Source organism: Nitrospira sp. (genome assembly GCA_037045225.1).
In the GTDB taxonomy this organism is placed as follows: Bacteria; Nitrospirota; Nitrospiria; order Nitrospirales; family Nitrospiraceae; genus Nitrospira_A.
Genome location: JBAOHZ010000009.1, coordinates 3,065,806 through 3,089,907 on the forward strand (window position 1 = coordinate 3,065,806; position 24,102 = coordinate 3,089,907).

The 24,102-nt window shown below is 55.6% G+C and carries 24 protein-coding genes, 4 tRNA genes and 1 pseudogene; all 29 read left to right on the top strand.

From position 1 onward, the window contains the following. Positions 1-61: 61 nt before the first annotated feature. The 29 genes and pseudogenes from V9G17_15240 to rpmC all read left to right on the top strand — a co-directional run bounded on the left by V9G17_15240 (position 62) and on the right by rpmC (position 24,098). The gene (locus tag V9G17_15240; GenBank protein ID MEI2753954.1) at positions 62-997 is read left to right on the top strand and encodes a hypothetical protein; all 936 of its coding nucleotides are present in this window, start codon (positions 62-64) and stop codon (positions 995-997) included. 236 nt (positions 998-1,233) lie between these two features. Then, positions 1,234-1,319 (top strand) — tRNA-Tyr (locus V9G17_15245). A gap of 144 nt (positions 1,320-1,463) precedes the next feature. After that, positions 1,464-1,538: transfer RNA gene (locus tag V9G17_15250), tRNA-Gly, on the top strand. A 66-nt stretch (positions 1,539-1,604) separates the two neighbouring features. Beyond that, positions 1,605-1,680: transfer RNA gene (locus V9G17_15255), tRNA-Thr, on the top strand. A 99-nt stretch (positions 1,681-1,779) separates the two neighbouring features. Further along, on the top strand, positions 1,780-2,985 hold the full coding sequence (gene tuf, locus V9G17_15260) for an elongation factor Tu (GenBank protein MEI2753955.1): 1,206 nt from the start codon (positions 1,780-1,782) through the stop codon (positions 2,983-2,985). Positions 2,986-3,063: 78 nt separating this feature from the next. Next, the gene (rpmG, locus tag V9G17_15265) at positions 3,064-3,213 is read left to right on the top strand and encodes a 50S ribosomal protein L33 (protein ID MEI2753956.1); all 150 of its coding nucleotides are present in this window, start codon (positions 3,064-3,066) and stop codon (positions 3,211-3,213) included. 58 nt (positions 3,214-3,271) lie between these two features. After that, positions 3,272-3,346, top strand: a tRNA-Trp gene (locus V9G17_15270). A gap of 94 nt (positions 3,347-3,440) precedes the next feature. Then, positions 3,441-3,635 (top strand): preprotein translocase subunit SecE, encoded by a 195-nt coding sequence (gene secE / locus V9G17_15275; protein MEI2753957.1) that lies wholly within the window; start codon positions 3,441-3,443, stop codon positions 3,633-3,635. A gap of 73 nt (positions 3,636-3,708) precedes the next feature. Then, positions 3,709-4,248, top strand: a complete 540-nt coding sequence (gene nusG, locus V9G17_15280; GenBank protein MEI2753958.1) for a transcription termination/antitermination protein NusG — start codon at positions 3,709-3,711, stop codon at positions 4,246-4,248. 78 nt (positions 4,249-4,326) lie between these two features. Continuing rightward, positions 4,327-4,749, top strand: a complete 423-nt coding sequence (rplK, locus tag V9G17_15285) for a 50S ribosomal protein L11 (GenBank protein MEI2753959.1) — start codon at positions 4,327-4,329, stop codon at positions 4,747-4,749. Between the two features lie 44 nt (positions 4,750-4,793). Beyond that, entirely contained in the window at positions 4,794-5,486 is a 693-nt protein-coding gene (gene rplA / locus V9G17_15290) for a 50S ribosomal protein L1 (protein ID MEI2753960.1), read from the top strand. Positions 5,487-5,517: 31 nt separating this feature from the next. Next, positions 5,518-6,024: pseudogene (gene rplJ / locus V9G17_15295) on the top strand (50S ribosomal protein L10). 27 nt (positions 6,025-6,051) lie between these two features. Further along, a complete protein-coding gene (gene rplL / locus V9G17_15300) occupies positions 6,052-6,453 on the top strand; it encodes a 50S ribosomal protein L7/L12 (protein ID MEI2753961.1) in 402 nt (133 codons plus the stop codon). 82 nt (positions 6,454-6,535) lie between these two features. Further along, positions 6,536-10,495 carry a DNA-directed RNA polymerase subunit beta gene (rpoB, locus tag V9G17_15305; GenBank protein MEI2753962.1) on the top strand — a complete coding sequence of 1,320 codons (3,960 nt, stop codon included), beginning with the start codon at positions 6,536-6,538 and terminating at the stop codon, positions 10,493-10,495. 141 nt (positions 10,496-10,636) lie between these two features. Beyond that, entirely contained in the window at positions 10,637-14,770 is a 4,134-nt protein-coding gene (gene rpoC, locus V9G17_15310; protein ID MEI2753963.1) for a DNA-directed RNA polymerase subunit beta', read from the top strand. 109 nt (positions 14,771-14,879) lie between these two features. Continuing rightward, entirely contained in the window at positions 14,880-15,251 is a 372-nt protein-coding gene (gene rpsL, locus V9G17_15315; GenBank protein MEI2753964.1) for a 30S ribosomal protein S12, read from the top strand. Between the two features lie 61 nt (positions 15,252-15,312). Then, positions 15,313-15,786: a 30S ribosomal protein S7 gene (rpsG, locus tag V9G17_15320; protein ID MEI2753965.1), complete on the top strand. Its 474-nt coding sequence runs from the start codon at positions 15,313-15,315 to the stop codon at positions 15,784-15,786. Positions 15,787-15,893: 107 nt separating this feature from the next. Continuing rightward, complete coding sequence (gene fusA / locus V9G17_15325; protein MEI2753966.1) at positions 15,894-17,975, top strand: elongation factor G; 2,082 nt, start codon at positions 15,894-15,896, stop codon at positions 17,973-17,975. A 34-nt stretch (positions 17,976-18,009) separates the two neighbouring features. Next, complete coding sequence (gene tuf / locus V9G17_15330) at positions 18,010-19,215, top strand: elongation factor Tu (GenBank protein ID MEI2753967.1); 1,206 nt, start codon at positions 18,010-18,012, stop codon at positions 19,213-19,215. A gap of 40 nt (positions 19,216-19,255) precedes the next feature. After that, positions 19,256-19,567, top strand: coding sequence for a 30S ribosomal protein S10 (rpsJ, locus tag V9G17_15335; protein ID MEI2753968.1), 312 nt, complete (start codon positions 19,256-19,258; stop codon positions 19,565-19,567). Between the two features lie 41 nt (positions 19,568-19,608). After that, positions 19,609-20,229: a 50S ribosomal protein L3 gene (gene rplC, locus V9G17_15340; GenBank protein MEI2753969.1), complete on the top strand. Its 621-nt coding sequence runs from the start codon at positions 19,609-19,611 to the stop codon at positions 20,227-20,229. A 3-nt stretch (positions 20,230-20,232) separates the two neighbouring features. After that, complete coding sequence (gene rplD / locus V9G17_15345) at positions 20,233-20,856, top strand: 50S ribosomal protein L4 (protein ID MEI2753970.1); 624 nt, start codon at positions 20,233-20,235, stop codon at positions 20,854-20,856. Then, complete coding sequence (locus V9G17_15350; protein MEI2753971.1) at positions 20,853-21,146, top strand: 50S ribosomal protein L23; 294 nt, start codon at positions 20,853-20,855, stop codon at positions 21,144-21,146. Before rplD ends, V9G17_15350 begins: the two co-directional genes overlap by 4 nt. Positions 21,147-21,179: 33 nt before the next feature. Beyond that, positions 21,180-22,007: a 50S ribosomal protein L2 gene (gene rplB, locus V9G17_15355; GenBank protein MEI2753972.1), complete on the top strand. Its 828-nt coding sequence runs from the start codon at positions 21,180-21,182 to the stop codon at positions 22,005-22,007. A gap of 11 nt (positions 22,008-22,018) precedes the next feature. Then, entirely contained in the window at positions 22,019-22,306 is a 288-nt protein-coding gene (gene rpsS, locus V9G17_15360) for a 30S ribosomal protein S19 (protein ID MEI2753973.1), read from the top strand. Positions 22,307-22,350: 44 nt separating this feature from the next. Beyond that, positions 22,351-22,704: a 50S ribosomal protein L22 gene (rplV, locus tag V9G17_15365; protein MEI2753974.1), complete on the top strand. Its 354-nt coding sequence runs from the start codon at positions 22,351-22,353 to the stop codon at positions 22,702-22,704. 31 nt (positions 22,705-22,735) lie between these two features. After that, positions 22,736-23,404, top strand: coding sequence for a 30S ribosomal protein S3 (rpsC, locus tag V9G17_15370; protein ID MEI2753975.1), 669 nt, complete (start codon positions 22,736-22,738; stop codon positions 23,402-23,404). Between the two features lie 27 nt (positions 23,405-23,431). Continuing rightward, positions 23,432-23,848, top strand: coding sequence for a 50S ribosomal protein L16 (gene rplP / locus V9G17_15375; GenBank protein MEI2753976.1), 417 nt, complete (start codon positions 23,432-23,434; stop codon positions 23,846-23,848). 28 nt (positions 23,849-23,876) lie between these two features. After that, positions 23,877-24,098, top strand: coding sequence for a 50S ribosomal protein L29 (gene rpmC / locus V9G17_15380; GenBank protein MEI2753977.1), 222 nt, complete (start codon positions 23,877-23,879; stop codon positions 24,096-24,098). Positions 24,099-24,102: the final 4 nt, after the last annotated feature.

Genomic DNA, 24,102 nt, shown 5'->3' on the forward strand with positions numbered 1-24,102 from the left:
TCGCTCCCACCAGATAACTTAGGATAAGTGCTCGCAGTCCGTTTTTCGATTCAGGATCATCATGCGTCTTGTGCGTTCACAGAGCAGTGTCTGCCGAACCGCGCTCTCCGTGGTGACGGTGGGGTTGTTGTGGGGATGGCTGGGCATCGGCCAGGCCATGGCTGACACGGTGGCAGCGACTTCGGATTCCTCACGTCTCTGGGCCACCCTCATGGCGGAAGCAAAGGCCCTCAATCTCCCCACTCGGTTCCTTGAGCAAGTTCCAGCGGAGTTTGTGTCCTTCGAGTTTGAGGATCTCCATGCCTTTGCCGCAGAGTATCATCCGGCTGAGCATCGAATGGTGTTGGCCCGATCGCTGTCTCTCAATGCAGCGGGGAGAACGTTGCGTCCATTGGCGCGGTTGACGCATAAAGAGTTGGAAACGCTCTATCACGAGCTATTTCACGCGTACATGGATTTTATCGAGCAGGAAGCTGGGCTCTTGCCGGCCCCTCTGTCACTGATGGCTTTCGCCCGTGAACAGCAGCGGTGTCGGTACCAGCACGTCCTCATTACCCCCGTGCTCCAAAAAAAAACTGTGACGGAGGAGCGTTTTCTCAGCGAGACGGAATCGTGGGAAGCGCTTAATGAAACCTGGGCGGTGTTTGTGGGATGGGCGGTATGGACACAGTTGGAAGTGGAGAAGGCCGGCGGACGTGAAGCTCGCTCGCCTAGCCGGTCGCGTCAGGTGTCGGCCTGGATGTCCCGGCTCAGTCAGGCGGAACAGAATGCTGTCTTGAGCGGGTATTACGAGCCGGAAGATCCAGCTGAAAAAGTCATGGCGCGCAAGCGGTTTCTGGCGCCGGACTTCCGCCTGTCTGCTCCGGAGTTGTTGCGACTGATGACGGATGTATTGGGAAGCTCTACGGACATGATTCGTCAGGCCGATCAGGTGCTCACGCGCCCGGGAGGGGCTCCTCCTGCCAGAGGCGCCTGTGTTGCCACGCCTGTCTCCTAGAATTGTTCCTGCATAGAACATACCCCCTTGACAATGGACCGCGCGGCAAATAAAATCGGCTGCTTTCGAGGCCAGATCAATCCTCATCTCATCAGCGCTCCAGCTCTGTTGTTTTGCTGGGGAGCTGTGCGTGGTGAGGCTTACTTTCGTTCTTCTCTCTTGGGAATGACGTCACTCTGGTTGGGATTTATTTGAAATAAGTCGAATACGCTTGAGTTTGGGAACGTGTGCCTAGCGGGCAGGTACCCAAGTGGACAAAGGGGGCAGACTGTAAATCTGCTGCCTTATGGCTTCCAAGGTTCGAATCCTTGCCTGCCCACCAAACCAAGCTCGTCCGGCCGGATGGTGTGTGCGAGAGGCACGTCTGGTTGGTATTGAAGATTGATCCGGATCTGTCGGTGTGTGCGGGCTTGTAGAGCTGAGTCCGGCGTGGGCGGATCGTTGAAGTGTTGCTAGTTCACCGTGGGCGGGCGTAGCTCAGTGGTAGAGTTCCAGCCTTCCAAGCTGGCTGTCGTGGGTTCAAATCCCATCGCCCGCTCCAAATCCAGTGTGCTCGACCACGGGTGCGGACAGAGGGTGCGCGAGCGGATGAAGACTGTGAAGTAGGGCCCACGTAGCTCAGTTGGCAGAGCACGTCCTTGGTAAGGACGAGGTCACGCGTTCGATTCGCGTCGTGGGCTCCAGTCAAGTTTGTTCGGAAGGGGCGCCCGTCCGTCGGTGGGAAGCCTGAATATACGGTTAGGGTTTCTGGGAAAACAGAGTTCTGAGAAAAGGAGTGAATCATGGCGAAGGCGAAATTTGAGCGACGAAAGCCCCACGTGAACATCGGGACGATCGGGCACGTGGACCATGGAAAGACGACGCTGACGAGTGCGCTGACCAAGATCTGTGCGGATCGCGGAATGGCGAAGTTTATCAGCTACGACGAAGTGGCGAAGGCGAGCGAGAGCCAGGGCCGTCGGGATGCTAGCAAGATCATGACGATCGCGATCAGTCACGTCGAATACGAGACGGACAATCGGCACTATGCGCACGTTGACTGCCCGGGCCACGCCGACTATGTGAAGAACATGATCACCGGCGCCGCGCAGATGGATGGCGCAATCCTGGTGGTGAGTGCCGCCGACGGTCCCATGCCGCAGACGCGGGAGCACATTTTGTTGGCGCGCCAAGTGGGCGTCCCCTACATCGTGGTGTTTCTGAACAAGGCGGATAAGGTCGACGACAAGGAGTTGCTGGAGTTGGTCGAGCTCGAAGTGCGGGAGCTGCTGACGAAGTACGATTTTCCGGGCGACAAGATTCCGATCGTGCAGGGATCGGCGCTGAAGGCGGTCGAGGGTGATCAGGGGCCGTTGGGTGTGCCGTCCATTCTGAAATTGCTCGAAGCGGTGGATACGTATATCCCGACCCCGACTCGGGCCATTGATAAGCCGTTCCTGATGCCGATCGAAGACGTGTTCACGATCAGTGGGCGCGGGACGGTGGTGACGGGGCGTTGCGAAAAGGGCATCGTGAAGGTCGGCGACGAAATCGAAATCGTCGGGTTGCGGCCGACGCAGACGACCATTGTGACGGGCGTGGAAATGTTCCGCAAGGTGCTCGACGAGGGGCAGGCGGGGGATAACATCGGCGTCTTGTTGCGCGGGACGAAGAAGGAAGATGTGGAGCGGGGCATGGTGTTGGCGAAGCCGAAGAGCATCACGCCGCACACGAAGTTCAAGGCCGAGATCTATGTGTTGACAAAGGAAGAAGGCGGACGGCATACGCCGTTCTTCAACGGCTACCGGCCGCAGTTCTACTTCCGGACGACCGACGTGACGGGGATTGTGACGTTGACGCCGGGCGTGGAGATGGTGATGCCGGGAGACAATGTGACGGTGACGGGCGAGTTGATCAGCCCGATTGCGATGGATCAGGGGTTGCGGTTTGCGGTGCGTGAGGGCGGCAAAACCGTGGGCTCGGGTGTCGTCACGGAAATTTTAGCGTAAGAATGCACGATCAGCGATCAGTGATCAGCTCTTGAAGCGGGGCTGGTGGCTGAGTGTTGACGGCTCAGGGGATGGCAAATGCGAGATATCATTGACTTGGCCTGTACGGTCTGCAAGCAGCGAAATTATACGACCCGCAAGAACAAGAAGAACGATCCGGATCGGCTGGAGCGGAATAAGTTCTGTAAGTTCTGCCGGAAGCATATCGCGCACAAGGAAGTGAAGTAGGGTTTTTCTGCTGGGTGGGGCATGGCCCGTGGCTCGGCAGTGCTCATGTTCCGGATGGAGGGGCATGGTGTCAACGGCAGCACATCGGTCTCCAAAACCGAGAGTCTAGGTTCAAATCCTAGTGCCCCTGCCAAGCCGAGGGCGCCTGAGCGCGTGGATGTGTGGCGGGTGCCGGTTGGCTCGCGGTCAATGAAGTGTGTGGAACGTTCTAAGAGAGGATTGTAACCGTGTTTCATCGATTGATCACCTCTATTCGAGAATTCATCGAGGGTGTGCGCGGTGAACTCAAGAAGGTTTCTTTTCCGACGAGGGCGGAAACGATCGGTGCCACCACGGTCGTGATCGTATTCTGCATTCTCATGTCCCTGTATCTGTCGATGATGGATTCCGTGCTGGGCTGGCTGATGCGCAAGGTTATTTAGTTGCGTGGTGCGGCTGGACAGGTCCTGCGATGCCCGGACGATACGATGCTGGATGTTCAGCTGAGAGGAGACGATGAGCAATAAGAACTGGTACGTCATCCATACCTATGCGGGGTTTGAGGGTCGCGTGAAGACCAGTCTCCTCGAGCGCGCAAGTCAAATGGGGCTCACCGAGCGACTTGGGCAGGTTCTGGTTCCTACAGAAGATGTCATTGAGATCAAGGACGGGAAGCGGCGGACGTCTCGTCGAAAGTTTTTCCCGGGCTATGTCCTGATTGAGCTGGAGGCACCGCTCGCTGACGAAACGCTGCAGATGATCAAGGAGACGCCGAAGGTGACCGGGTTTGTCGGCGGAGGTGCGCAGCCCACACCGTTGTCGTCGGAAGAAGTCGATTCGTTGCTGAAGCAGGTGGATGCCGGTGCGGCAGGGCCGCGGGAGCAGGTTCGGTTTATCAAGGGCGACAATGTTCGGATTGTCGACGGTCCATTCCTGGGCTTTAATGGCGCGGTAGATGATGTGGATGCCGATCATAGCCGGGTGAAGGTGTTTGTGAGTATTTTTGGCCGATCGACACCGGTCGAGCTTGGTTTTTTGCAGGTCGAACGTATTTGAGGTCACTGGATTCGAGATGGTGGACTGGGAGCCGTTCTCAGCCCTCGCGCTCAGTCCGCAGTTCTCAGGGAGTAACTCATGGCCAAGGAAGTATCAGCGCAGATTAAGTTGCAGATTCCGGCCGGCAAGGCCAATCCTGCTCCGCCGGTTGGCCCGTCATTGGGACAGCATGGTGTGAATATCATGGAGTTCTGCAAGCAGTTCAACGCCAAGACGCAGAAGGACGGGGATAGCATTATCCCGGTGATTATCACGGTCTACAAGGACCGGAGCTTTACCTTCATCATGAAGACGCCTCCGGCGTCGGACTTGTTGAAAAAGGCCGCTGGGATCATCAAAGGGTCGGGCGTGCCACACAAGGATAAGGTGGGGAAGGTCAGTCAGGCTCAGGTTCGTGAAATCGCGCAGAAGAAATTGTCTGACTTGAATGCGGCTGATCTTGAGGGCGCCATCAAGATTATTCAGGGAACCGCGCGTAGCATGGGCATCACCGTCCAGTAAGTGTCTGCAGAGTGAACCTCCGTCGGATGTGAAGGAGCAGCAGTATGGGAAAGAAATTGACCGCGGCTCAGGAAAAGATCGAGCCTAGGTTTTATGGATTGAAAGAGGCCGTCGAGGCCGTCAAGCAGGCGTCGTTTGCTAAGTACGATGAATCTGTCGATCTGGCGATTCGGCTGGGGATTGATCCCAAGCGCTCGGATCAGATGGTGCGCGGGACGACCGCGTTGCCGCATGGAACGGGTAAGAAGCTCCGCGTGCTCGTCTTCGCCAAGGGTGAGAAAGAGCAGGAGGCTCGCCAGGCCGGTGCCGATCACGTGGGGTCGGATGACCTGATGGAAAAGATCAAGGGCGGGTGGATGGAGTTTGATTGCGCAATCTCCACGCCTGATCTGATGGCCTCTGTCGGTAAGCTCGGTAAGGTGCTCGGCCCCCGTGGGTTGATGCCCAATCCGAAAACCGGCACGGTCACATTTGAAGTCGGCAAGGCCGTCAGTGAGATTCGCAAGGGTCGTGTCGAATTTAAGGTCGAGAAAGCCGGAATCGTGCAAGTGCCTGTCGGCAAAGTATCGTTTGATGCTCAGAAGCTCTACGACAATGCGCAGGCTGTGTTGGAGTCTGTGGTGAAGGCAAAGCCGTCGTCCTGTAAGGGCCGATATCTGAAGAGTGTGACGATGTCGAGCACGATGGGGCCTGGCGTGAAGCTGGATCCTGTGGCGCTGTCGAAGTTGTGGAGTTGAGAACAGGCAGGTTCTCAGTAAGGGGAGAGGCATGAAGAAAGAAGAGAAGGCAACAGCGATCGCAGAGTTGACGGAAAAGTTCGGTCGCGCCCGCTTGGCCATTCTGACGGAGTGTGCCGGGATGCCCGTCAATCAAATGACCGAGTTGCGCCGGCAGTTGCGAGGCGCCAAGGCCGAGTACTGCGTCATCAAGAATACCTTGGCCGTACGCGCCTCGACCGGGACCATCCTTGCGGATGCCAAGGAGCATTTCAAGGGGCCGACCGGCTTGGTGATCGGATACGACGACCCGGTTCTCCCGGCCAAAATCTTGCGTGATTTTATTCAGGCTGAGAAACGCTCTGAGAAAATCAAGGTGACGGTCGGAGTGTTGGAGGGCCGGCTAGTGCAGGCGGCGGATCTGAATGCCATTGCGCAGCTGCCGAAAAAGGAAGTGTTGATTGCGATGCTGCTATCGGCCATGCAGGGCCCGATTCGCGGCGTGGTGTACGCGTTGAGCGGAGTGTTAAGCAAGTTTGTGCGAGTCATTGCAGCCATTCAGGATAAAAAGAAAGGGGAGGGCGACATGTCAGCAGCAGCAGGAACCAAGTTGTCACAAGATGAGTTGATCAAGGCAATCGAGGGCATGAGCGTGTTGGAATTGGCCGATCTGGTCAAGGGACTGGAGACGCGTTTCGGGGTGACGGCGGCGGCTCCGGTGGCCGTGGTGGCCGCGGGTGGCGGTGGAGCGGCGGCAGCCCCAGCCGAAGAGAAGACGTCGTTCGATGTTATTTTGGTCAGTGCCCCGGCCGACAAGAAGATCCAGGTTATCAAGGTGGTGCGCGAGCTCACCAGCCTCGGACTCAAGGAAGCGAAGGACCTGGTCGAGGGCGCTCCCAAGCCCATCAAGGCCGGTGCCACGAAGGAAGAAGCCGACACGATGAAGAAGAAGCTCGAAGAGAGCGGGGCGAAAGTCGAAGTGAAGTAACTCTTTCTGTGGGCTGCAGTGTGAGTTGTCCGTTGGGATGGCGCAGGGCGTTCATCTCCTTATGAGCTTGGAGGGCTAACGAATGTCGGAATCGACTCTTTCGGAGTTTGTCGAACGTAAAGATTTTTCTCGGATTCGCACGAGTATCGATATCCCAGATCTCATCGAAATCCAGAAACGGTCTTACGAAGAGTTCCTCCAGATGGAAGTCGAGCCGGACCGTCGCAAGGATCAAGGGTTGCAGGCGGCGTTAGCCAGCGTCTTTCCCATTACCGACTACAACAACACCGCGGCCTTGGAATTCTCTAACTACTCGTTGGGGACACCCAAGTACGACGAGCGGGAGTGCCTTGAGCAGGGCATGACGTTTGCCGTGCCGTTGAAGTTGCGTGTACGGCTGATTGTCTTCGATAAAGAGGATAAAGGGCCGAAGAAAAAAGTGTTGGATGTTCGGGAGCAGGAAGTTTATGTCGGAGAACTTCCGCTTATGACCGAGCGCGGCACCTTCCTGATCAACGGGACCGAGCGAGTGGTGGTCAGTCAGTTGCACCGCTCGCCGGGCGCGTCGTTCACGCACGACAAGGGGCGGACGCATGCCAGCGGCAAAGTCTTGTATTCTGCCCGGATCATTCCCTACCGGGGGTCATGGCTCGATTTTGAGTTTGATGCGCGGGATATTCTGTACGTTCGTATCGATCGTCGTCGGAAAATGCCGGCCACCATCCTTTTGAAGGCGTTCGGGTATAGCACGGATGATCTGTTACGAATGTATTATCCCGTGGAGGAGATTCGTGTCTCCAAGGGGAAGCTCTATCGGAAGCTTGATCCTGAAATCCATCACGGTCTGAAGTGTTCGACGGAAGTGACCGAAAAGGGCGGCAAGGATCCCATTGTTCGAGAAGGTGCGAAGTTAACGAAGGTCTTAATCGCCAAGCTGAAGGCGGCGGGGATCAAGGAAATTCCTGTCACGCCTGCCGAACTGGTGGGGCGCGCCGTGTTGACTGAGTTGGTCGACAGCGGCAAGAAACAGTCGCTGGCAGAGAAGAACCAACGACTGACGGAAGAAATCCTTGAGAAGATCCTGGATAGCGACATTGAGGAATTCAAGGTCATTTATCTGGACACGACCAATGCCACGCTGGTGATCCTTGATACGCTCGATATGGAGCGCACCGGCTCGAAAGAAGAGGCGATGGTCGAAATCTACCGCCGTCTCCGGCCAGGTGAAACCCCTTCTGTCGAAACTGCGCGAGCCCTGTTCGATAATTTGTTTTTAAGTCCGAAACGCTATGATCTGTCGCCGGTCGGGCGGCTCAAACTCAACAAAAAGCTGGGCTTGGATTTCGCCCTCGAACAGCGGACGCTGACGGCGCAAGATATTGTTGAGGTAGTGCGGTATCTGGTGAATCTTAAGATCGGCCGGGGTGAGATCGACGACATCGACCACTTGGGCAATCGTCGTGTGCGGTCTGTCGGTGAACTTTTGGAAAACCAGTTCCGGCTCGGCCTCGTGCGCATGGAGCGGAGCATTAAAGAGCGCATGAATCTCCTGGATATGGAGACCGTGTTGCCGCACGACTTGATCAATGCCAAGCCCGTGGTCGCAGCGGTGAAGGAGTTTTTCAGCAGCAGTCAGCTCTCCCAGTTCATGGACCAAACGAATCCCCTTGCTGAGATCACGCACAAGCGCCGCCTGTCGGCCCTTGGCCCCGGTGGTTTGACGCGCGAGCGCGCAGGCTTCGAAGTGCGCGATGTGCATCCGTCGCACTACAGCCGCATTTGTCCGATTGAGACGCCGGAAGGTCCGAACATCGGATTGATCACATCCCTTGCCACCTATGCGCGCATCAACGAATTTGGTTTTATCGAGGCACCCTATCGGAAGGTGGTGAAGGGGCGAGTCAGTGACGAACTGGAGTATCTCTCGGCGATCGAGGGAGACAAGTACATTATCGCCCAGGCCAATTCGAAAGTTGATACGACGGGTCGCCTCGTGTCCGAAACGGTCTCGGCGCGTTCAGCCGGGGACTTTATTACTGCGACCCCCGACAAAATCGAATACATGGACGTGTCTCCGAAGCAGGTCGTCAGCGTCGCCACAGCGTTGGTGCCGTTCCTTGAGCATGACGACGCGAACCGTGCCTTGATGGGGTCGAACATGCAGCGGCAAGCCGTGCCTCTGTTGAAGGCTGAATCGCCGTTGGTCGGCACCGGCATGGAAGCGGTGGTTGCGCGTGACTCGGGGTATGTCGTGCAGGCCAAACGTGAAGGTGTGGTGGAAAGCGTTGATGCCACCCGGATTGTGGTGCGGGCGGATGCCAAAGAAGGCCGCAAGCGAAACGATTCCGGTCTTGATGTATACGAGATGATCAAGTTCCAGCGATCGAACCAGAACACCTGCATTACGCAGACGCCGGTGGTTCGGATCGGCGAGCCCGTCAAGCGAGGGCAGGTGTTGGCCGATGGACCGGCTATCGACCACGGCGAGTTGGCACTCGGCAAGAATGTGCTCGTCGCGTTCATGCCCTGGGGTGGATACAACTTTGAAGACGCGATTTTGTTGAGCGAAAAGCTCGTTCGAGAAGACGCCTTCACGTCCATCCATATTGAAGAGTTCGAGGTGGAAGCGCGCGATACCAAGTTGGGCAAGGAGGACATTACTCGCGACATTCCGAATGTCGGCGAAGAAGCGCTCCGTGATCTCGATGAGAGCGGCATCATCCGGATCGGTGCCGAAGTGAAGCCTGGCGACATTCTCGTCGGGAAGGTGACGCCGAAGGGTGAAACCCAGCTGACGCCGGAAGAAAAACTGTTGCGCGCGATCTTCGGTGAAAAGGCCGGTGACGTGAAGGATACGTCTCTCACGGTCCCGCCGGGCGTGGAAGGTATCGTCGTCGATGTGAAGATCTTCTCCCGCAAGGGCCTGGATAAGGATGAGCGCTCCAAGAGTATTGAGAGCGAAGATCACATGAAGTTGCAGCGCGACCACCAGGAAGAGCTGCGTATCATTGAAGATGAAAAGACCAAGAAGGTCCGTAAGCTGTTGCTCGGAAAAGTCGTCGGTAGGGATCTGATGGATCCTGAGACGGGCGACGTGATTCTCAAGAAAAAGGGCAAGCTCACTGCGGAAATTCTGAAGCGGTTGCCGGACGACATGGTGCGCCACATCATTCTCAGTGATCCTGATGAGCAGAAGGAGCTTGAGGATGTTGAGCGTCGCGCTAAGGAGCAGATTGAAATCCTGCAGACGCTGTACGACGAAAAAGTCGGGCGGCTGAGACGGGGGGATGAGCTTCCGCCGGGTGTGATCAAGTTGGTGAAGGTCTACATCGCGATGAAGCGGAAGATCCAGGTCGGTGACAAGATGGCCGGACGCCACGGGAATAAGGGTGTCGTGTCTCGCGTGCTGCCGGAAGAGGATATGCCGTATCTTCCGGACGGAACGCCGGTTGAAATCGTGCTGAATCCGTTGGGTGTGCCGTCTCGTATGAACGTGGGGCAGATTCTGGAAACGCACTTGGGCTGGGCTGCCAGAGCATTGGGCATTAAGGTCGCTAGTCCTGTGTTCGACGGAGCCTCTGAGAAGGAGATCAAGGAGCTTCTCAAGAAAGCAAAATTGTCTCCCAGTGGTCAAACGATGTTGATGGACGGGCGAACCGGTGAATCCTTCAGCAGTCCCGTGACCGTCGGATATATGTACGTGTTGAAGCTCCACCACCTGGTGGACGATAAAATTCACGCCCGGTCGATTGGTCCATATTCCCTTGTGACGCAACAGCCACTCGGAGGAAAGGCGCAGTTCGGTGGTCAGCGTTTGGGAGAGATGGAAGTTTGGGCGCTTCAGGCCTATGGGGCCGCGTCCATTCTTCAAGAATTCCTGACCGTCAAGTCGGACGACGTGCCGGGCCGGTCTCGTATGTATGAGGCCATTGTGAAGGGCGAGCCGTTCCTGGAGCCTGGATTGCCGGAATCGTTCAACGTGTTAGTCAAAGAGCTGCAAAGTCTTGGGCTCGATGTCGAGCTGGTCAAATCAAAGGACTGATTCTAGTGCTGAGTCTTGAGAGCGGACGTCAGATAGCTCACCACTCAGAACTGCGCTCAGGCGACCGTTAAGGAGGGATCAACCTTGGAAGGTGTATACACATTATTCGAAAAACCGCGTGACTCGGTGTCGTTCGACTCGATGCGGATTCGCATTGCGTCGCCCGAAAAAATCCGGTCGTGGTCTTATGGTGAAGTCAAGAAGCCCGAGACGATCAACTATCGATCGTTCAAGCCTGAGAAGGACGGGTTGTTCTGCGCAAAAATTTTCGGGCCGATTAAGGACTGGGAGTGCAATTGCGGCAAATATAAGCGGATGAAGCACCGCGGCATCGTCTGCGACAAGTGTGGCGTGGAAGTCATCCAGTCTAAGGTCCGCCGTGAACGGATGGGCCATATCGAGCTGGCGGCGCCGGTCGCGCACATCTGGTTCCTGAAAGGCGTGCCGAGCCGGATCGGCACGTTGCTCGACATGAGCCTCAAGCAGCTCGAAAAGATTTTGTATTTCGAGAGTTACGTCATGGTCGATCCCGGCTCGACCAGCATGAGCGAGCAAGAGTTGGTCTCGGAGGAGCAACTACGGTCATTGCAGTCGGAGTATGGAAGCGGCGCGTTCAAGGTCGGCATTGGCGCTGAGGCGATCCGTGAACTTCTCCGGAAGGTGGATATCAATACGCAGTGGGACGAATTGCATGTGAAGGCGAAGGCTTCGGCTTCCGCCGCGCTCAAGAAAAAGTATGCCAAGCGTTTGAAGGTCTTGGAAGCGTTCCGCCGCTCCGGGAATAAGCCGGAATGGATGATTATGGACGTCATCCCGGTGCTGCCGCCTGAATTGCGCCCGCTCGTCCCGCTGGACGGAGGCCGCTTTGCGACGTCAGACCTCAACGATCTCTACCGGCGTGTGATCAACCGGAACAATCGCTTGAAGCGCTTGATCGAGCTGAAGGCCCCTGGCGTCATCATTCGTAACGAAATGCGGATGTTGCAAGAGGCGGTGGACGCGCTGTTTGATAACGGCCGTCGGGGCCGGGCGATTCGTGGGCCAAACAAGCGCCCACTGAAGTCGTTGAGCGACATGCTCAAGGGTAAACAGGGTCGATTCCGGCAAAACCTGTTGGGGAAACGTGTGGACTACTCAGGCCGAACCGTTATCGTCGTCGGCCCGGAGTTGCGTTTGCACCAGTGTGGTTTGCCCAAGAAAATGGCCCTGGAATTGTTCAAGCCGTTTATCTTCCACAAGTTGGAAGAGCGTGGCGCGGCCACGACCATCAAGAGTGCCAAACGGTTGGTCGAAAAAGAGCGCCCGGAAGTGTGGGACGTGCTCGATGAGGTCATCAGGGAGCACCCGGTGTTGCTCAATCGCGCCCCGACCCTGCACCGACTGGGTATTCAGGCTTTTGATCCGGTCCTGGTCGAAGGTAAAGCGATCCGGCTTCATCCGCTCGTCTGCGCGGCGTTCAACGCCGACTTCGACGGAGACCAAATGGCGGTCCACGTGCCGTTGTCCGTGGAGGCACAGGTCGAAGCGCGTGTGCTGATGATGTCGATCAACAACATTCTGTCTCCGGCTAACGGGAAACCGATTGCCGTTCCTTCTCAGGACATGGTGCTGGGTTGTTACTGGTTGACCAAGGAGCGGGTCGGCGCGAAGGGTGAAGGTAAGTTGTTCGGCTCACCCGAAGAGGCACGCATTGCGTATGATGCGGGCGCCCTGGACGAGCACGCCCGGATTAAGGTTCGAGTCAACGGCGCGATGGTCCAGACCACTGCGGGTCGCGTCATCCTGGCAGAAATTCTGCCTCCGATGATGCCGTTCGCCGACGCCAATAAGCTGATGACCAAGAAGGAAATGTCGAAACTCATCGACGCGGTCTATCGGCAAGCGGGACATCGCGAGACGGTCACCTTCCTGGATAAGATCAAGGATCTCGGCTTCCACTACGCAACCCGAGCCGGGATGTCCATTTGTATCGATAACATGCATATTCCGTCTCGTAAGGAAGACCTGATCGGGAAGGCTCAGCATGAAGTCAATGAAATCGAAAAGCAGTATTCCGAGGGTTTGATCACCAACGGTGAGCGATACAACAAGGTCATCGACATTTGGGCGCACGTTACCGAGCAGGTCGCCAATGAAATGATGAAGGAGTTGGGCGCCGGAGGCGATCCTGCGAAGATCGAGTCCTTCAATCCGATCTTCATGATGGCCGACTCGGGTGCGAGAGGTAGTTCGCAGCAGATTCGTCAGCTCGGCGGTATGCGCGGATTGATGGCGAAGCCTTCCGGTGAAATCATCGAGACTCCGATCACGGCCAATTTCCGTGAAGGGCTGACGGTGTTGCAATATTTCATCTCGACGCACGGCGCGCGAAAAGGTCTGGCCGACACCGCGCTGAAAACGGCCAACTCTGGCTATCTGACGCGTCGATTAGTTGACATCGCTCAGGACGTCATCGTGACCGAAGAAGATTGCGGCACGACGGACGGGATTTTGGTCAGTGCACTGCTGGAGGGCGGAGAAATCATTCAGCCATTGGAAGAGCGTCTCCTTGGACGTCTCGCCGGCGAAGACATCCGCGATCCAGTCACGGGCGAGATCATTGTTTCTTTCAACGAAGAAATCGACGAAGAGCAGGCGAAGGCTGTGGTAGAGGCCGGTGTTGATCGGGTCAAGATTCGATCAGTGCTCACTTGCCAGTCAGCTCGTGGCGTGTGTCGGCTTTGTTATGGGCGTGATCTGTCGCGTGGACGATTGGTTGAAAAGGGCGAGCCCGTCGGCGTCATCGCCGCACAATCCATCGGTGAGCCTGGCACTCAGTTGACGATGCGTACCTTCCATATCGGTGGTACGGCCAGTAAAGTGGTCGAACAGACGGTGTTGGAGGCCAAGCACGCGGGGCATCTGAAATACATGAGCTTGGATGCGAAGAAAAATGCCGATGTGCATAATGCCGGCATTGCGGTTCGGAACAAAGAGGGCGAGTGGGTTGTTATGAACCGCAACGCAAAAATCGCTATCGTCGACGACAGCGGTCGGGAACGTGAGAAGTATCCCGTTGTCTATGGCGCCAAAATCAAGGTGAAGGACGGCGATCGAGTTGAGGTTGCTCAGAAGTTGGTCGAGTGGGATCCCTATTCGTTAACCATCCTGACGGAGACGGGCGGAAAGGTTGCCTACGGCGACATTCTGGAAGGCGTCACCATGAAGGAAGAGTTCGACGAAGTGACCGGACTGTCACGCAAGGTGATCATCGAGCAGAGCGGGGCCACGCTTCGACCGCGCGTATCGATCAAGGATGATAGTGGAAAGACGGCCAAAGTTTCTGGGTCTGGCGGCGCGCCGGTTGCCCGATATCTTTTGCCGGTCGGGGCTCACATTTTCGTTGAGAAGGGTGCCATGGTGCATCCCGGTGACGTTCTAGCCAAGATTCCGCGTGAAACGACCAAGACCAAAGACATCACTGGAGGTCTCCCGCGGGTTGCTGAACTGTTCGAGGCCCGCAAGCCTAAGGAGCAGGCGGTAATCAGTGAGATCGACGGAGAAGTGTCGTATGGCGGGTTTGTGAAGGGTATGCGCAAGGTCCTGGTCGACAATAAAATGGGCGATGTCAAAGAGTATTTCATCCCCAAGGGGAAGCACGTCAACGTGCACGAGGGGGACTGGGTTCGGGCCGGTGAGCCCCTCATGGACGGTTCTGCCAACCCTCACGACATCCTGGATGTATTGGGGCCGAAGGAGCTGCAGAAATACCTGGTCGACGAAGTGCAAGACGTCTATCGCTTGCAGGGTGTGTCGATCAACGACAAACATATCGAGATCATTGTTCGGCAAATGCTGCGGAAGGTCAGGATTGAGGATCCAGGAGATACATCCTTCTTGCCTGGTAGCCAGGTAAGCAAGGGCCTTTTCGATGTGGAGAACCAGCGGGTGCTCGAGAAGGACGGGAAACCAGCACTCGGAAAGCCGGTCCTGCTGGGCATCACCAAGGCTGCGTTGACCACGGATAGCTTCATCTCTGCCGCGTCGTTCCAGGAGACGACCCGTGTATTGACTGAAGCTGCCATCAATGGACGCGAGGACAACCTCCTCGGGTTGAAGGAAAACGTGATCGTGGGACGACTCATTCCTGCCGGTAGTGGCTTTGAAGAGTATCGGGAGACCTTTGTGGCCAGTGCCAAGGCTCCTGGTGAGCTATCGGGAGGACAGCCGTTACCGGTGGCCGTTGGTCAGTCTGCGGGTGGTTCAGCAGATACGCCAACCGAAAATAATGGATGAAAAGAAAAAGAACATTCTTGACATAAGTAGGTCACATCTCTATAATCCGACGGCTTCGCTCACGAATGTTTTCTGAGCAAACGTTTGTTTTTCAAGAAAGAGTACGTGCATGCCAACGATTAATCAGCTGGTTCGAAAAGGCAGGACGCTCGTTAAGTCAAAGACGAAGAGTCCTGCGCTCAAGCGCTGTCCTCAGAAGCGCGGTGTCTGTCTTCGTGTCTACACCACGACCCCGAAAAAGCCGAACTCGGCGCTACGAAAAGTGGCTCGTGTTCGTTTGACGAATGGGATGGAGGTTACGACCTATATCCCGGGTGTGGGGCACAATCTTCAGGAGCACTCGATTGTGTTGGTTCGTGGCGGTCGCGTGAAGGACTTGCCTGGTGTGCGTTATCACATCGTTCGTGGTTCCCTCGACGCCGTTGGCGTCGCCGATCGGAAGCAGGCGCGTTCAAAGTATGGAGCGAAGCGTCCCAAGTAGTAAGTGATTATCTCGCCGCGCATATGCGTGGCGAAAACCGATTTCATTTTATAGGACAACGATGCCACGCGGACAATTTTTTGGTCACCGAGAAGCGCAGCCAGATTCGAAATATCGTGACAAGCTCGTTGGGAAGTTCCTGAACGTCCTGATGGGTGGTGGGAAAAAGAGTACGGCTGAGCGGATCTGCTACGGGGCCTTTGATGTGATTCAGGAGAAGACTAACGGCGGCGATCCGATGAAGGTCTTCAAGTCGGCCATCGATAATGTGAAGCCGGTGGTGGAGGTGAAGTCTCGTCGGGTTGGTGGGGCTTCGTATCAGGTTCCTGTCGAGATACGTCCCTCTCGTCGAGTGTCGTTGGCTTTGCGGTGGATCACGGAGTATTCCCGGTCTCGTGGTGGGAAGAGTATGCGGGATAGGCTTGCGGCTGAATTGTTGGATGCCTCCAATAATACTGGCGCTTCGGTAAAGAAGCGCGAAGACGTTCATCGAATGGCTGAGGCTAATAAAGCTTTCGCCCATTATCGTTGGTAGTGTCGTGCTGCTGATGAGCCGAGCTGCAAGGTAGTTGGGTCGAATTCGGCCTTGCGGTCAAAGGTTTCCGGCTCGGATGGCGGCACGTTTGTTTTTCTGGGGGAGTTGTGGCTAGGCAGACACCGTTAGAGCGAACGAGAAATATCGGCATCATGGCGCATATTGATGCCGGAAAAACTACGACTACTGAGCGCATTCTCTACTACACGGGAATGACGCACAAGATGGGTGAGGTTCATGAGGGCGCCGCCACTATGGACTGGATGGAGCAGGAGCGTGAGCGTGGTATTACGATCACGGCGGCTGCGACGACCTGCTTCTGGCGTGAGCACCGTATCAATATTATTGATACGCCTGGTCACGTCGATTTTACGATCGAGGTGGAGCGGTCTTTGCGAGTGCTTGATGGTGCGGTCGCCGCGTTTGATTCTGTTCAGGGTGTCGAGCCTCAGTCTGAGACTGTCTGGCGTCAGGCCGATAAGTACGAAGTGCCACGCATTGCGTTTATGAATAAGATGGATCGCATCGGTGCTGATTTTTATGCGAGTGTCCAGTCGATTATTGATCGATTGGGCGCGAATCCTGTGCCGATTCAGATTCCGATTGGGCGTGAGGCTGAGTTTCGTGGGTCTGTCGACTTGATCTCCATGAAGGGGTACTTCTACGACGACGAAACGTTAGGTGCTAAATATAAGATTGGTGAGATCCCGGCTGATATGGTCGACCAGGCCAACGAGTATCGCCAGAAAATGCTGGACGCCGTGGCCGAATTCGATGATCAGGTCATGGAGAAGTATATTAATGGTCAGTCGTTGACGGAAGAAGAGGTGCGTCGGGTCGTTCGGGCTGGGACTATTGCGATGAAGGTGGTGCCTGTCCTGTGCGGATCAGCCTTCAAGAATAAAGGTGTGCAGCAGCTCTTGGATGGCGTCGTCGATTTCCTTCCGTCCCCGGTGGATATTCCTCCAGTTATCGGCATTGATCCGAATACTTCAAAGGAAGTTGAGCGGCGTCCATCCGACTCTGATCCGTTTTCTGCTCTGGCTTTCAAAATTATGACAGACCCGTTCGCGGGCCAGCTCACGTTCTTTCGGGTTTACTCTGGCACTTTGAAGACCGGTACGCCGGTACTTAATGTGACCAAGGGCACGAAGGATCGTGTTGGTCGACTTTTGAAGATGCACGCCAATAAGCGTGAGGAAATCGATATCGTTTACGCTGGAGATATTGCTGCTGCGGTTGGTCTTAAGAATGCCACGACGGGTGATACCCTGGCCGATGAAAAGCAGCCCGTGCTGCTTGAGATCATGAAATTCCCAGAGCCGGTTATTGCGATGGCGATCGAGCCAAAGACGAAGCCGGATCAAGAAAAGATGGGTTTCGCCTTGCAGAAATTGGCGCAGGAAGATCCGTCATTCCGGGTGCGGACCGATGAGGAAACCGCCCAGACCATCATTGCTGGTATGGGTGAGCTGCATCTTGAGATCATCGTCGACCGATTGATGCGTGAATTTAAGGTTGAGGCCAATGTTGGCAAGCCGGAGGTCGCGTTTCGTGAAACGATTCGGCGCAAGGCTGAAGCTGAGTCTAAGTACATTAAGCAGACGGGCGGTCGTGGGCAGTATGGCCACGTTGTCCTGACAGTCGAGCCTTCTGAGGCCGGTAAGGGGTTGGAATTCATTAATAAGACAGTCGGCGGTTCCATTCCAAAGGAATACATTCCTGCTATTGAGAAAGGTGTTAAGGAGCGGATGGAGACCGGTGTGGTTGCTGGGTTTCCGTTGCGCGACGTCAAGGTTACTGTAATTGACGGCTCCTATCACGATGTTGACTCTAATGAGATGGCCTTTAAGATTGCCGCCTCCATGGGATTTGCGGATGCGTGTAAGAAAGCTGATCCCGTGCTGCTCGAGCCGATCATGAAGGTCGAAGTGCTTGTCCCGCAGGATTTCATGGGCGATGTCATCGGTAACCTCAATGGTCGCCGGGGAAAAGTTCAGGGAATGAAGGTGCGTGCCGGCGCTCAGGCCATTGAGGCCACTGTGCCATTGATGGAAATGTTTGGGTATGCGACGGACTTGCGATCTCGGACGCAGGGCCGTGCAACATACAGTATGGAATTCGACCGCTACGACCAGGTGCCGAGGCAAATTGCGGAAGCAATCACTGCGAAGCATCGGGGTGAGTAGGGGTTCTGGGTCTGTGAACTAGGGAGGACTGGGGATGGCGAAGGCGAAATTTGAGCGACGAAAGCCCCACGTGAACATCGGGACGATCGGGCACGTGGACCATGGAAAGACGACGCTGACGAGTGCGCTGACCAAGATCTGTGCGGATCGCGGAATGGCGAAGTTTATCAGCTACGACGAAGTGGCGAAGGCGAGCGAGAGCCAGGGCCGTCGGGATGCTAGCAAGATCATGACGATCGCGATCAGTCACGTCGAATACGAGACGGACAATCGGCACTATGCGCACGTTGACTGCCCGGGCCACGCCGACTATGTGAAGAACATGATCACCGGCGCCGCGCAGATGGATGGCGCAATCCTGGTGGTGAGTGCCGCCGACGGTCCCATGCCGCAGACGCGGGAGCACATTTTGTTGGCGCGCCAAGTGGGCGTCCCCTACATCGTGGTGTTTCTGAACAAGGCGGATAAGGTCGACGACAAGGAGCTGCTGGAGTTGGTCGAGCTCGAAGTGCGGGAGTTGCTGACGAAGTACGATTTTCCGGGCGACAAGATTCCGATCGTGCAGGGATCGGCGCTGAAGGCGGTCGAGGGTGATCAGGGGCCGTTGGGCGTGCCGTCCATTCTGAAATTGCTCGAAGCGGTGGATACGTATATCCCGACCCCGACTCGGGCCATTGATAAGCCGTTCCTGATGCCGATCGAAGACGTGTTCACGATCAGTGGGCGCGGGACGGTGGTGACGGGGCGTTGCGAAAAGGGCATCGTGAAGGTCGGCGACGAAATCGAAATCGTCGGGCTGCGGCCGACGCAGACGACCATCGTGACGGGCGTAGAAATGTTCCGCAAGGTGCTCGACGAGGGGCAGGCGGGGGATAACATCGGCGTCTTGTTGCGCGGGACGAAGAAGGAAGATGTGGAGCGGGGCATGGTGTTGGCGAAGCCGAAGAGCATCACGCCGCACACGAAGTTCAAGGCCGAGATCTATGTGTTGACAAAGGAAGAAGGCGGACGGCATACGCCGTTCTTCAACGGCTACCGGCCGCAGTTCTACTTCCGGACGACCGACGTGACGGGGATTGTGACGTTGACGCCGGGCGTGGAGATGGTGATGCCGGGAGACAATGTGACGGTGACGGGCGAGTTGATCAGCCCGATTGCGATGGATCAGGGGTTGCGGTTTGCGGTGCGTGAGGGCGGCAAAACCGTGGGCTCGGGTGTCGTCACGGAAATTTTAGCGTAGTGATGTCCCGGTCCGTTGGCCGGCATGTGAGGAGTTGAGCGTGAAAGTCGATCAAAGAATTCGTATCAGGTTGCGCGGGTTTGATTATCGCGTGCTTGATCAGTCGGTAGTCGAGATCGTTGAGACGGTGCGTCGGAGTGGTGCCCGGGTTGTCGGTCCCATCCCTTTGCCGACACGAATCGAGAAGTTTACGGTGCAGCGCTCAACTCACGTTGATAAGAAGTCTCGTGAGCAATTTGAGATCCGCACTCACAAGCGACTGTTGGATATCATGGAGCCGACGCCGGAAACTATGGATTCGTTGATGAAGTTGAATTTGGCGGCCGGCGTGGATGTGGAGATTAAGCTCTGACGATCGGCCTGGCCGATCTCGTGTGAGCTGACAGGAAGACGATGACAAACGGATTGTTGGGTAAAAAGCTGGGAATGACCCAGGTTTATGACGAAAGCGTTTTGGCGCCGGTAACAATCATTGAGGCTGGACCTTGTCGGGTTGTTTCAGTCAAGACCAAAGAGCGTGATGGTTACGAGGCTGTCCAGTTATCATTCGGCGAAGTCAAGGAGCGTAGTCTGTCGCAGGGTGAATTGGGGCATTTGAAGAAGCATCAGGCTCCAGCTAGTCGATGGCTGCGCGAGTTTCCGAAAGTCGGGGACGTTACTGTTGGGCAGACCATTAAGGTCGACATCTTTAAAAAGGGCGATTGGGTCGATGTGGTCGGGGTTTCCAAGGGTAAGGGATTCCAGGGTGTTGTTCGCAGGCATAACTATGCGGGCGGTCCTGAGACTCATGGATCGATGTTTCATCGCGCGCCAGGCTCTATCGGTGCCAGTTCCTACCCGTCCCGTGTCTGGAAGAATAAGGCCCTGCCAGGGCATATGGGGGACGAGCGCGTCACGGTTCAGCGTCTGAAAGTGATTGATGCACGTCCAGATGAAAACCTGTTGTTTGTCCGCGGAGCAGTGCCCGGTGGTGTGAATGGGCTGCTGATTGTGCGGAAGTCGAAGAAGAGTTGAGCTATGCCGATCGTTGATGTGGTGGACTCAAAAAAGAAGAAAGTCGGTACGGTGGACTTGCCGAACGAAGTGTTTGGTTGCAAGCCCCACGTGCCTCTCGTGCATGAAGCTGTGGTGATGCAGCGTGCATGCGACCGCCAGGGCACTGCTTCCACCTTGCGTAGAGGAGAAGTGAGTGGCTCAGGGAAAAAGCCTTGGAAGCAGAAGCATACGGGGCGGGCACGTTCTGGCTCCCTCCGCTCTCCTGTTTGGAGGCATGGGGGCACCGTCTTTGGTCCAAAGCCGAGAAGTTATGCCTATGGTATGCCGAGGAAGAAGTATCGTGCTGCCTTGCAAAGTGCACTGTCTTCGAAAGTGCTTGACGGTAGTGTGCTTGTGGTATCCGACCTAGTCATTGCGGAAGCGAAAACGAAGTTGCTCGCTAGCGCGCTGGCTCAGCTCGGTATCTCTGGCACCGCTCTTCTCGTTGTCGGTGACGCGAATTCCCATCTCGTGCAGGCTGGTAAGAACTTGTCCGGCGTCACGGTCTTGAGGCCGGAAGAATTGAATGTGTACGACGTCCTTCGGTGTCACTCTCTGGTGATTCCGCAGAGTGAATTAAGCCGTGTGAAAGAGGTGTGGTCATGAGGGGCGACCTCCATCAGGTACTTATTCAGCCGCTCTTGACGGAAAAGATTACCGCACTGCGGGAGCAGGGTAACACCGTCGGTTTTCTGGTTCATCCCGATGCGAATAAGATTCAAATCAGACAGGCCGTCGAAACGCTTTTGAAGGTCAAGGTGTCCCGCGTCAACGTGGTAAATATTCGTGGCAAGGTAAAGCGCTTGGGTCGCTTTGTCGGCAAGCGGTCAGATTGGAAGAAGGCATTTGTCACGTTGAAGGAAGGCGAGAAGCTAGAGCTATTCGAAAGCGTGTAGCCGGTGAGCCTCTCGATAAAGTGAGAAACAGTTATGCCATTAAAAGTCTATAAACCAACGACGCCTGGCCGCCGCGGAATGACGGCTATTCAGGGTGAGAAGCTCACCAAGAAGAAGCCTGAAAAGGCACTGACGGGTTTCCATCTCCGGACCGGTGGGCGTAACAATGATGGCCGACAAACAATTCGTTTCCGTGGGGGCGGGCACAAGCGCCTCTATCGACAGATTGATTTTCGACGGGACAAGGCTGGTGTTCCCGCGAAAGTGGCCGCGATCGAGTATGATCCGAACCGCTCCGCGCGAATTGCCTTATTGCACTATGCCGATGGCGAAAAGCGCTACATCCTCGCTCCTGTTGGGCTAGCTATTGGCGATGCGGTTCAGTCTGGTGTGGGTGCTGAGGTACGACCAGGGAATGCGCTCCCGCTGGTGAATATTCCGTTGGGTACAACCATTCACAACATCGAATTGAAGCCAGGAAAAGGTGCCCAATTAATTCGCAGTGCCGGTGGGTCTGCCCAGGTCATGGGCCGCGACGGTGCGTATGTGCAAATTCGCCTGAAGTCCGGTGAGATGCGCAAGGTATTATCCACCTGCATGGCTACGGTCGGGCAGGTTGGCAATGTGGATCATGAGAATGTTGTTGTCGGAAAGGCGGGTCGCACTCGCTGGAAGGGGAAGCGTCCCCATGTTCGTGGTGTGGTCATGAACCCGGTTGATCACCCCCACGGCGGAGGCGAAGGAAAGTCCGGTCAGGGCAATCCCCATCCCGTGTCCCCTTGGGGGACACCGGCAAAGGGCTACAAAACCCGTAAGAATAAAGCGACTGATAAATTCATCATCGCACGTAGGAAGAAGTAGGGGAGCGGCTCATGCCTCGTTCAATTACAAAGGGTCCATTCGTTGACGATCATCTGATGAAAAAAGTCGAACAGATGAATCAGATGAAAGACCGCAAACTTATTAAGACTTGGTCGCGTCGTTCGACCGTTGTGCCGGATATGATCGGGCACACGTTTGCGGTGCATAACGGCAAGAAATTCATTCCCGTTTTTGTGACTGAGAATATGGTCGGCCATAAGCTCGGTGAATTTGCTCCTACGCGCTTTTTTAAAGGCCATGGGCAGGCAAAGACCGAAAAAGCAGTGGCTCTGAAGTAATCGCTGGTTTGCTGAAGGATCGGAAGGTGTGGGTGGGGTCAGCTATGGCAGAAGCAAAAGCAATTTTACGTTTTGTGCGAGTTACGCCTCGAAAGGCGCGCATTGTCATTGACATGATTCGAGGGCAGCAAGTGCCTATGGCATTAGCGATGCTCCGGCATACCCCGAAGCATGCCGCCCGGGTTATTGAGAAGCTGCTTCGTTCGGCTGTAGCCAATGCCGAGCAGAAGGAGCTGGGCGACAGCGACGAGATGTGGGTATCTCAGGCCGTTGTGAACTGTGGGCCAATTTATAAGCGTTTTCGAGCGCGATCAATGGGACGTGCTAATTCTATCCAGAAGCGCACAAGCCATATCACCATTGCGGTGGCTGCTCCAGGTGCCGCAGCGAATAGCTAGGCCTTTACACTTAGACTGAGGGTTATTCTTCATGGGTCAGAAGACACATCCAATTGGGTATCGCATCGGGTATAACTACACGTGGAGTTCCCGCTGGTACGCGGATAAGGACTACGCCCGGCTCCTTCACCAAGATATTAAGATCCGTAAAATGGTGAAAGCTAAGCTCTATCACGCCGGAGTGGCGAAGGTAGAAATCGAGCGGTCTGGCGATCAGACCCGGGTGATTATCCATACCGCCCGTCCGGGGATTATCATCGGACGTAAAGGGGCGGAAGTCGACAAGCTCAAGGCGGCTCTTGAGAAGGAATACTCCGGCCAAGCTTACATAACGGTGAAGGAAATCAAGAAGCCGGAACTTGATGCTCAGCTGGTCAGCGAGAATGTGGCAACTCAGTTGGAGAAGCGCGTCGCCTTTCGTCGCGCCATGAAGCGCAGTGTGCAGTCAGCCCTTCGTCTGGGTGCTCAGGGTATTAAAATTATGGTGGCTGGACGTTTGGGTGGAGCGGAAATTGCCCGTACTGAATGGTATCGTGAGGGTCGTGTACCACTGCATACCTTACGAGCTGAGGTGGATTATGGGTTCGCTGAGGCTCATACGACAATGGGCCAGATTGGTGTGAAGACCTGGATCTATAAGGGCGAGCTGTTGCCTGCTCTTCAATTAAAGCCAGATTCGGCACTTGGTCGGCTTGGCTAATAGCTTCGATAAGGAAAAGGTGGGTCTGTGTTAGCGCCAAAGAAAGTTAAGTTCAGAAAAATGCAGAAGGGCCGAATGCGCGGGAAGGCTTACCGTGGGGGAGCTATTACCCTCGGTGAGTTCGGCTTAAAGGCCCTTGAGCCAGGATGGATTACGAGTCGTCAAATTGAAGCCGCCCGTATTGCCATTACACGTTTCGTGAAGCGTGGTGGTCAGGTGTGGACTCGGATTTTCCCCGACAAACCAATCACCAAGAAACCGGCAGAAACACGCATGGGTAAAGGTAAGGGCAACCCTGAGTATTGGGTGGCCGTAGTCAAGCCTGGTCGAATCATGTACGAAATGGGTGGCGTGGCTCCTGACGTCGCCAAACAGGCCTTGAAGCTGGCTTCGTACAAGCTTCCGATCGCGACGAAATTTGTTGCCCGTGGTGAATTTCAGTAACCTGTAGCCCGTGTTGAGTGGTGATGTGATGGATGTGAAGGATCTCAGCGGTCTCTCGATTGATGAGTTGACCGACAAGGAAAAGCAGCTGCGCCAAGAGCTGTTCAATTTCAGGTTCCAGCTCGGCATTGGAAGGCTTGAAAACCCGATGCAAGTTCGGAGCACGAAGCGTGACATAGCTCGGCTCAAGACGGTGAGGCGTCAGCTGGAGTTGCTGCAGACACAAACCGACCAATCGGTCGGTAAGTAAGAGA

What these genes read in the sequence shown, in the direction of transcription:
- rpmC (MEI2753977.1), top strand. Translation starts at nt 23,877, where the DNA reads ATGGATGTGAAGGATCTCAGCGGTCTCTCGATTGATGAGTTGACCGAC.
- rpmG (MEI2753956.1), top strand. Translation starts at nt 3,064, where the DNA reads ATGCGAGATATCATTGACTTGGCCTGTACGGTCTGCAAGCAGCGAAAT.
- tuf (MEI2753967.1), top strand. Translation starts at nt 18,010, where the DNA reads ATGGCGAAGGCGAAATTTGAGCGACGAAAGCCCCACGTGAACATCGGG.
- rpsC (MEI2753975.1), top strand. Translation starts at nt 22,736, where the DNA reads ATGGGTCAGAAGACACATCCAATTGGGTATCGCATCGGGTATAACTAC.
- rplC (MEI2753969.1), top strand. Translation starts at nt 19,609, where the DNA reads ATGACAAACGGATTGTTGGGTAAAAAGCTGGGAATGACCCAGGTTTAT.
- rplD (MEI2753970.1), top strand. Translation starts at nt 20,233, where the DNA reads ATGCCGATCGTTGATGTGGTGGACTCAAAAAAGAAGAAAGTCGGTACG.
- rpoC (MEI2753963.1), top strand. Translation starts at nt 10,637, where the DNA reads ATGCGGATTCGCATTGCGTCGCCCGAAAAAATCCGGTCGTGGTCTTAT.
- rplA (MEI2753960.1), top strand. Translation starts at nt 4,794, where the DNA reads ATGGGAAAGAAATTGACCGCGGCTCAGGAAAAGATCGAGCCTAGGTTT.
- tuf (MEI2753955.1), top strand. Translation starts at nt 1,780, where the DNA reads ATGGCGAAGGCGAAATTTGAGCGACGAAAGCCCCACGTGAACATCGGG.
- rplL (MEI2753961.1), top strand. Translation starts at nt 6,052, where the DNA reads ATGTCAGCAGCAGCAGGAACCAAGTTGTCACAAGATGAGTTGATCAAG.
- rplB (MEI2753972.1), top strand. Translation starts at nt 21,180, where the DNA reads ATGCCATTAAAAGTCTATAAACCAACGACGCCTGGCCGCCGCGGAATG.
- rpsS (MEI2753973.1), top strand. Translation starts at nt 22,019, where the DNA reads ATGCCTCGTTCAATTACAAAGGGTCCATTCGTTGACGATCATCTGATG.
- rpsL (MEI2753964.1), top strand. Translation starts at nt 14,880, where the DNA reads ATGCCAACGATTAATCAGCTGGTTCGAAAAGGCAGGACGCTCGTTAAG.
- rpoB (MEI2753962.1), top strand. Translation starts at nt 6,536, where the DNA reads ATGTCGGAATCGACTCTTTCGGAGTTTGTCGAACGTAAAGATTTTTCT.
- rpsG (MEI2753965.1), top strand. Translation starts at nt 15,313, where the DNA reads ATGCCACGCGGACAATTTTTTGGTCACCGAGAAGCGCAGCCAGATTCG.
- rplV (MEI2753974.1), top strand. Translation starts at nt 22,351, where the DNA reads ATGGCAGAAGCAAAAGCAATTTTACGTTTTGTGCGAGTTACGCCTCGA.
- V9G17_15240 (MEI2753954.1), top strand. Translation starts at nt 62, where the DNA reads ATGCGTCTTGTGCGTTCACAGAGCAGTGTCTGCCGAACCGCGCTCTCC.
- rplK (MEI2753959.1), top strand. Translation starts at nt 4,327, where the DNA reads ATGGCCAAGGAAGTATCAGCGCAGATTAAGTTGCAGATTCCGGCCGGC.
- nusG (MEI2753958.1), top strand. Translation starts at nt 3,709, where the DNA reads ATGAGCAATAAGAACTGGTACGTCATCCATACCTATGCGGGGTTTGAG.
- V9G17_15350 (MEI2753971.1), top strand. Translation starts at nt 20,853, where the DNA reads ATGAGGGGCGACCTCCATCAGGTACTTATTCAGCCGCTCTTGACGGAA.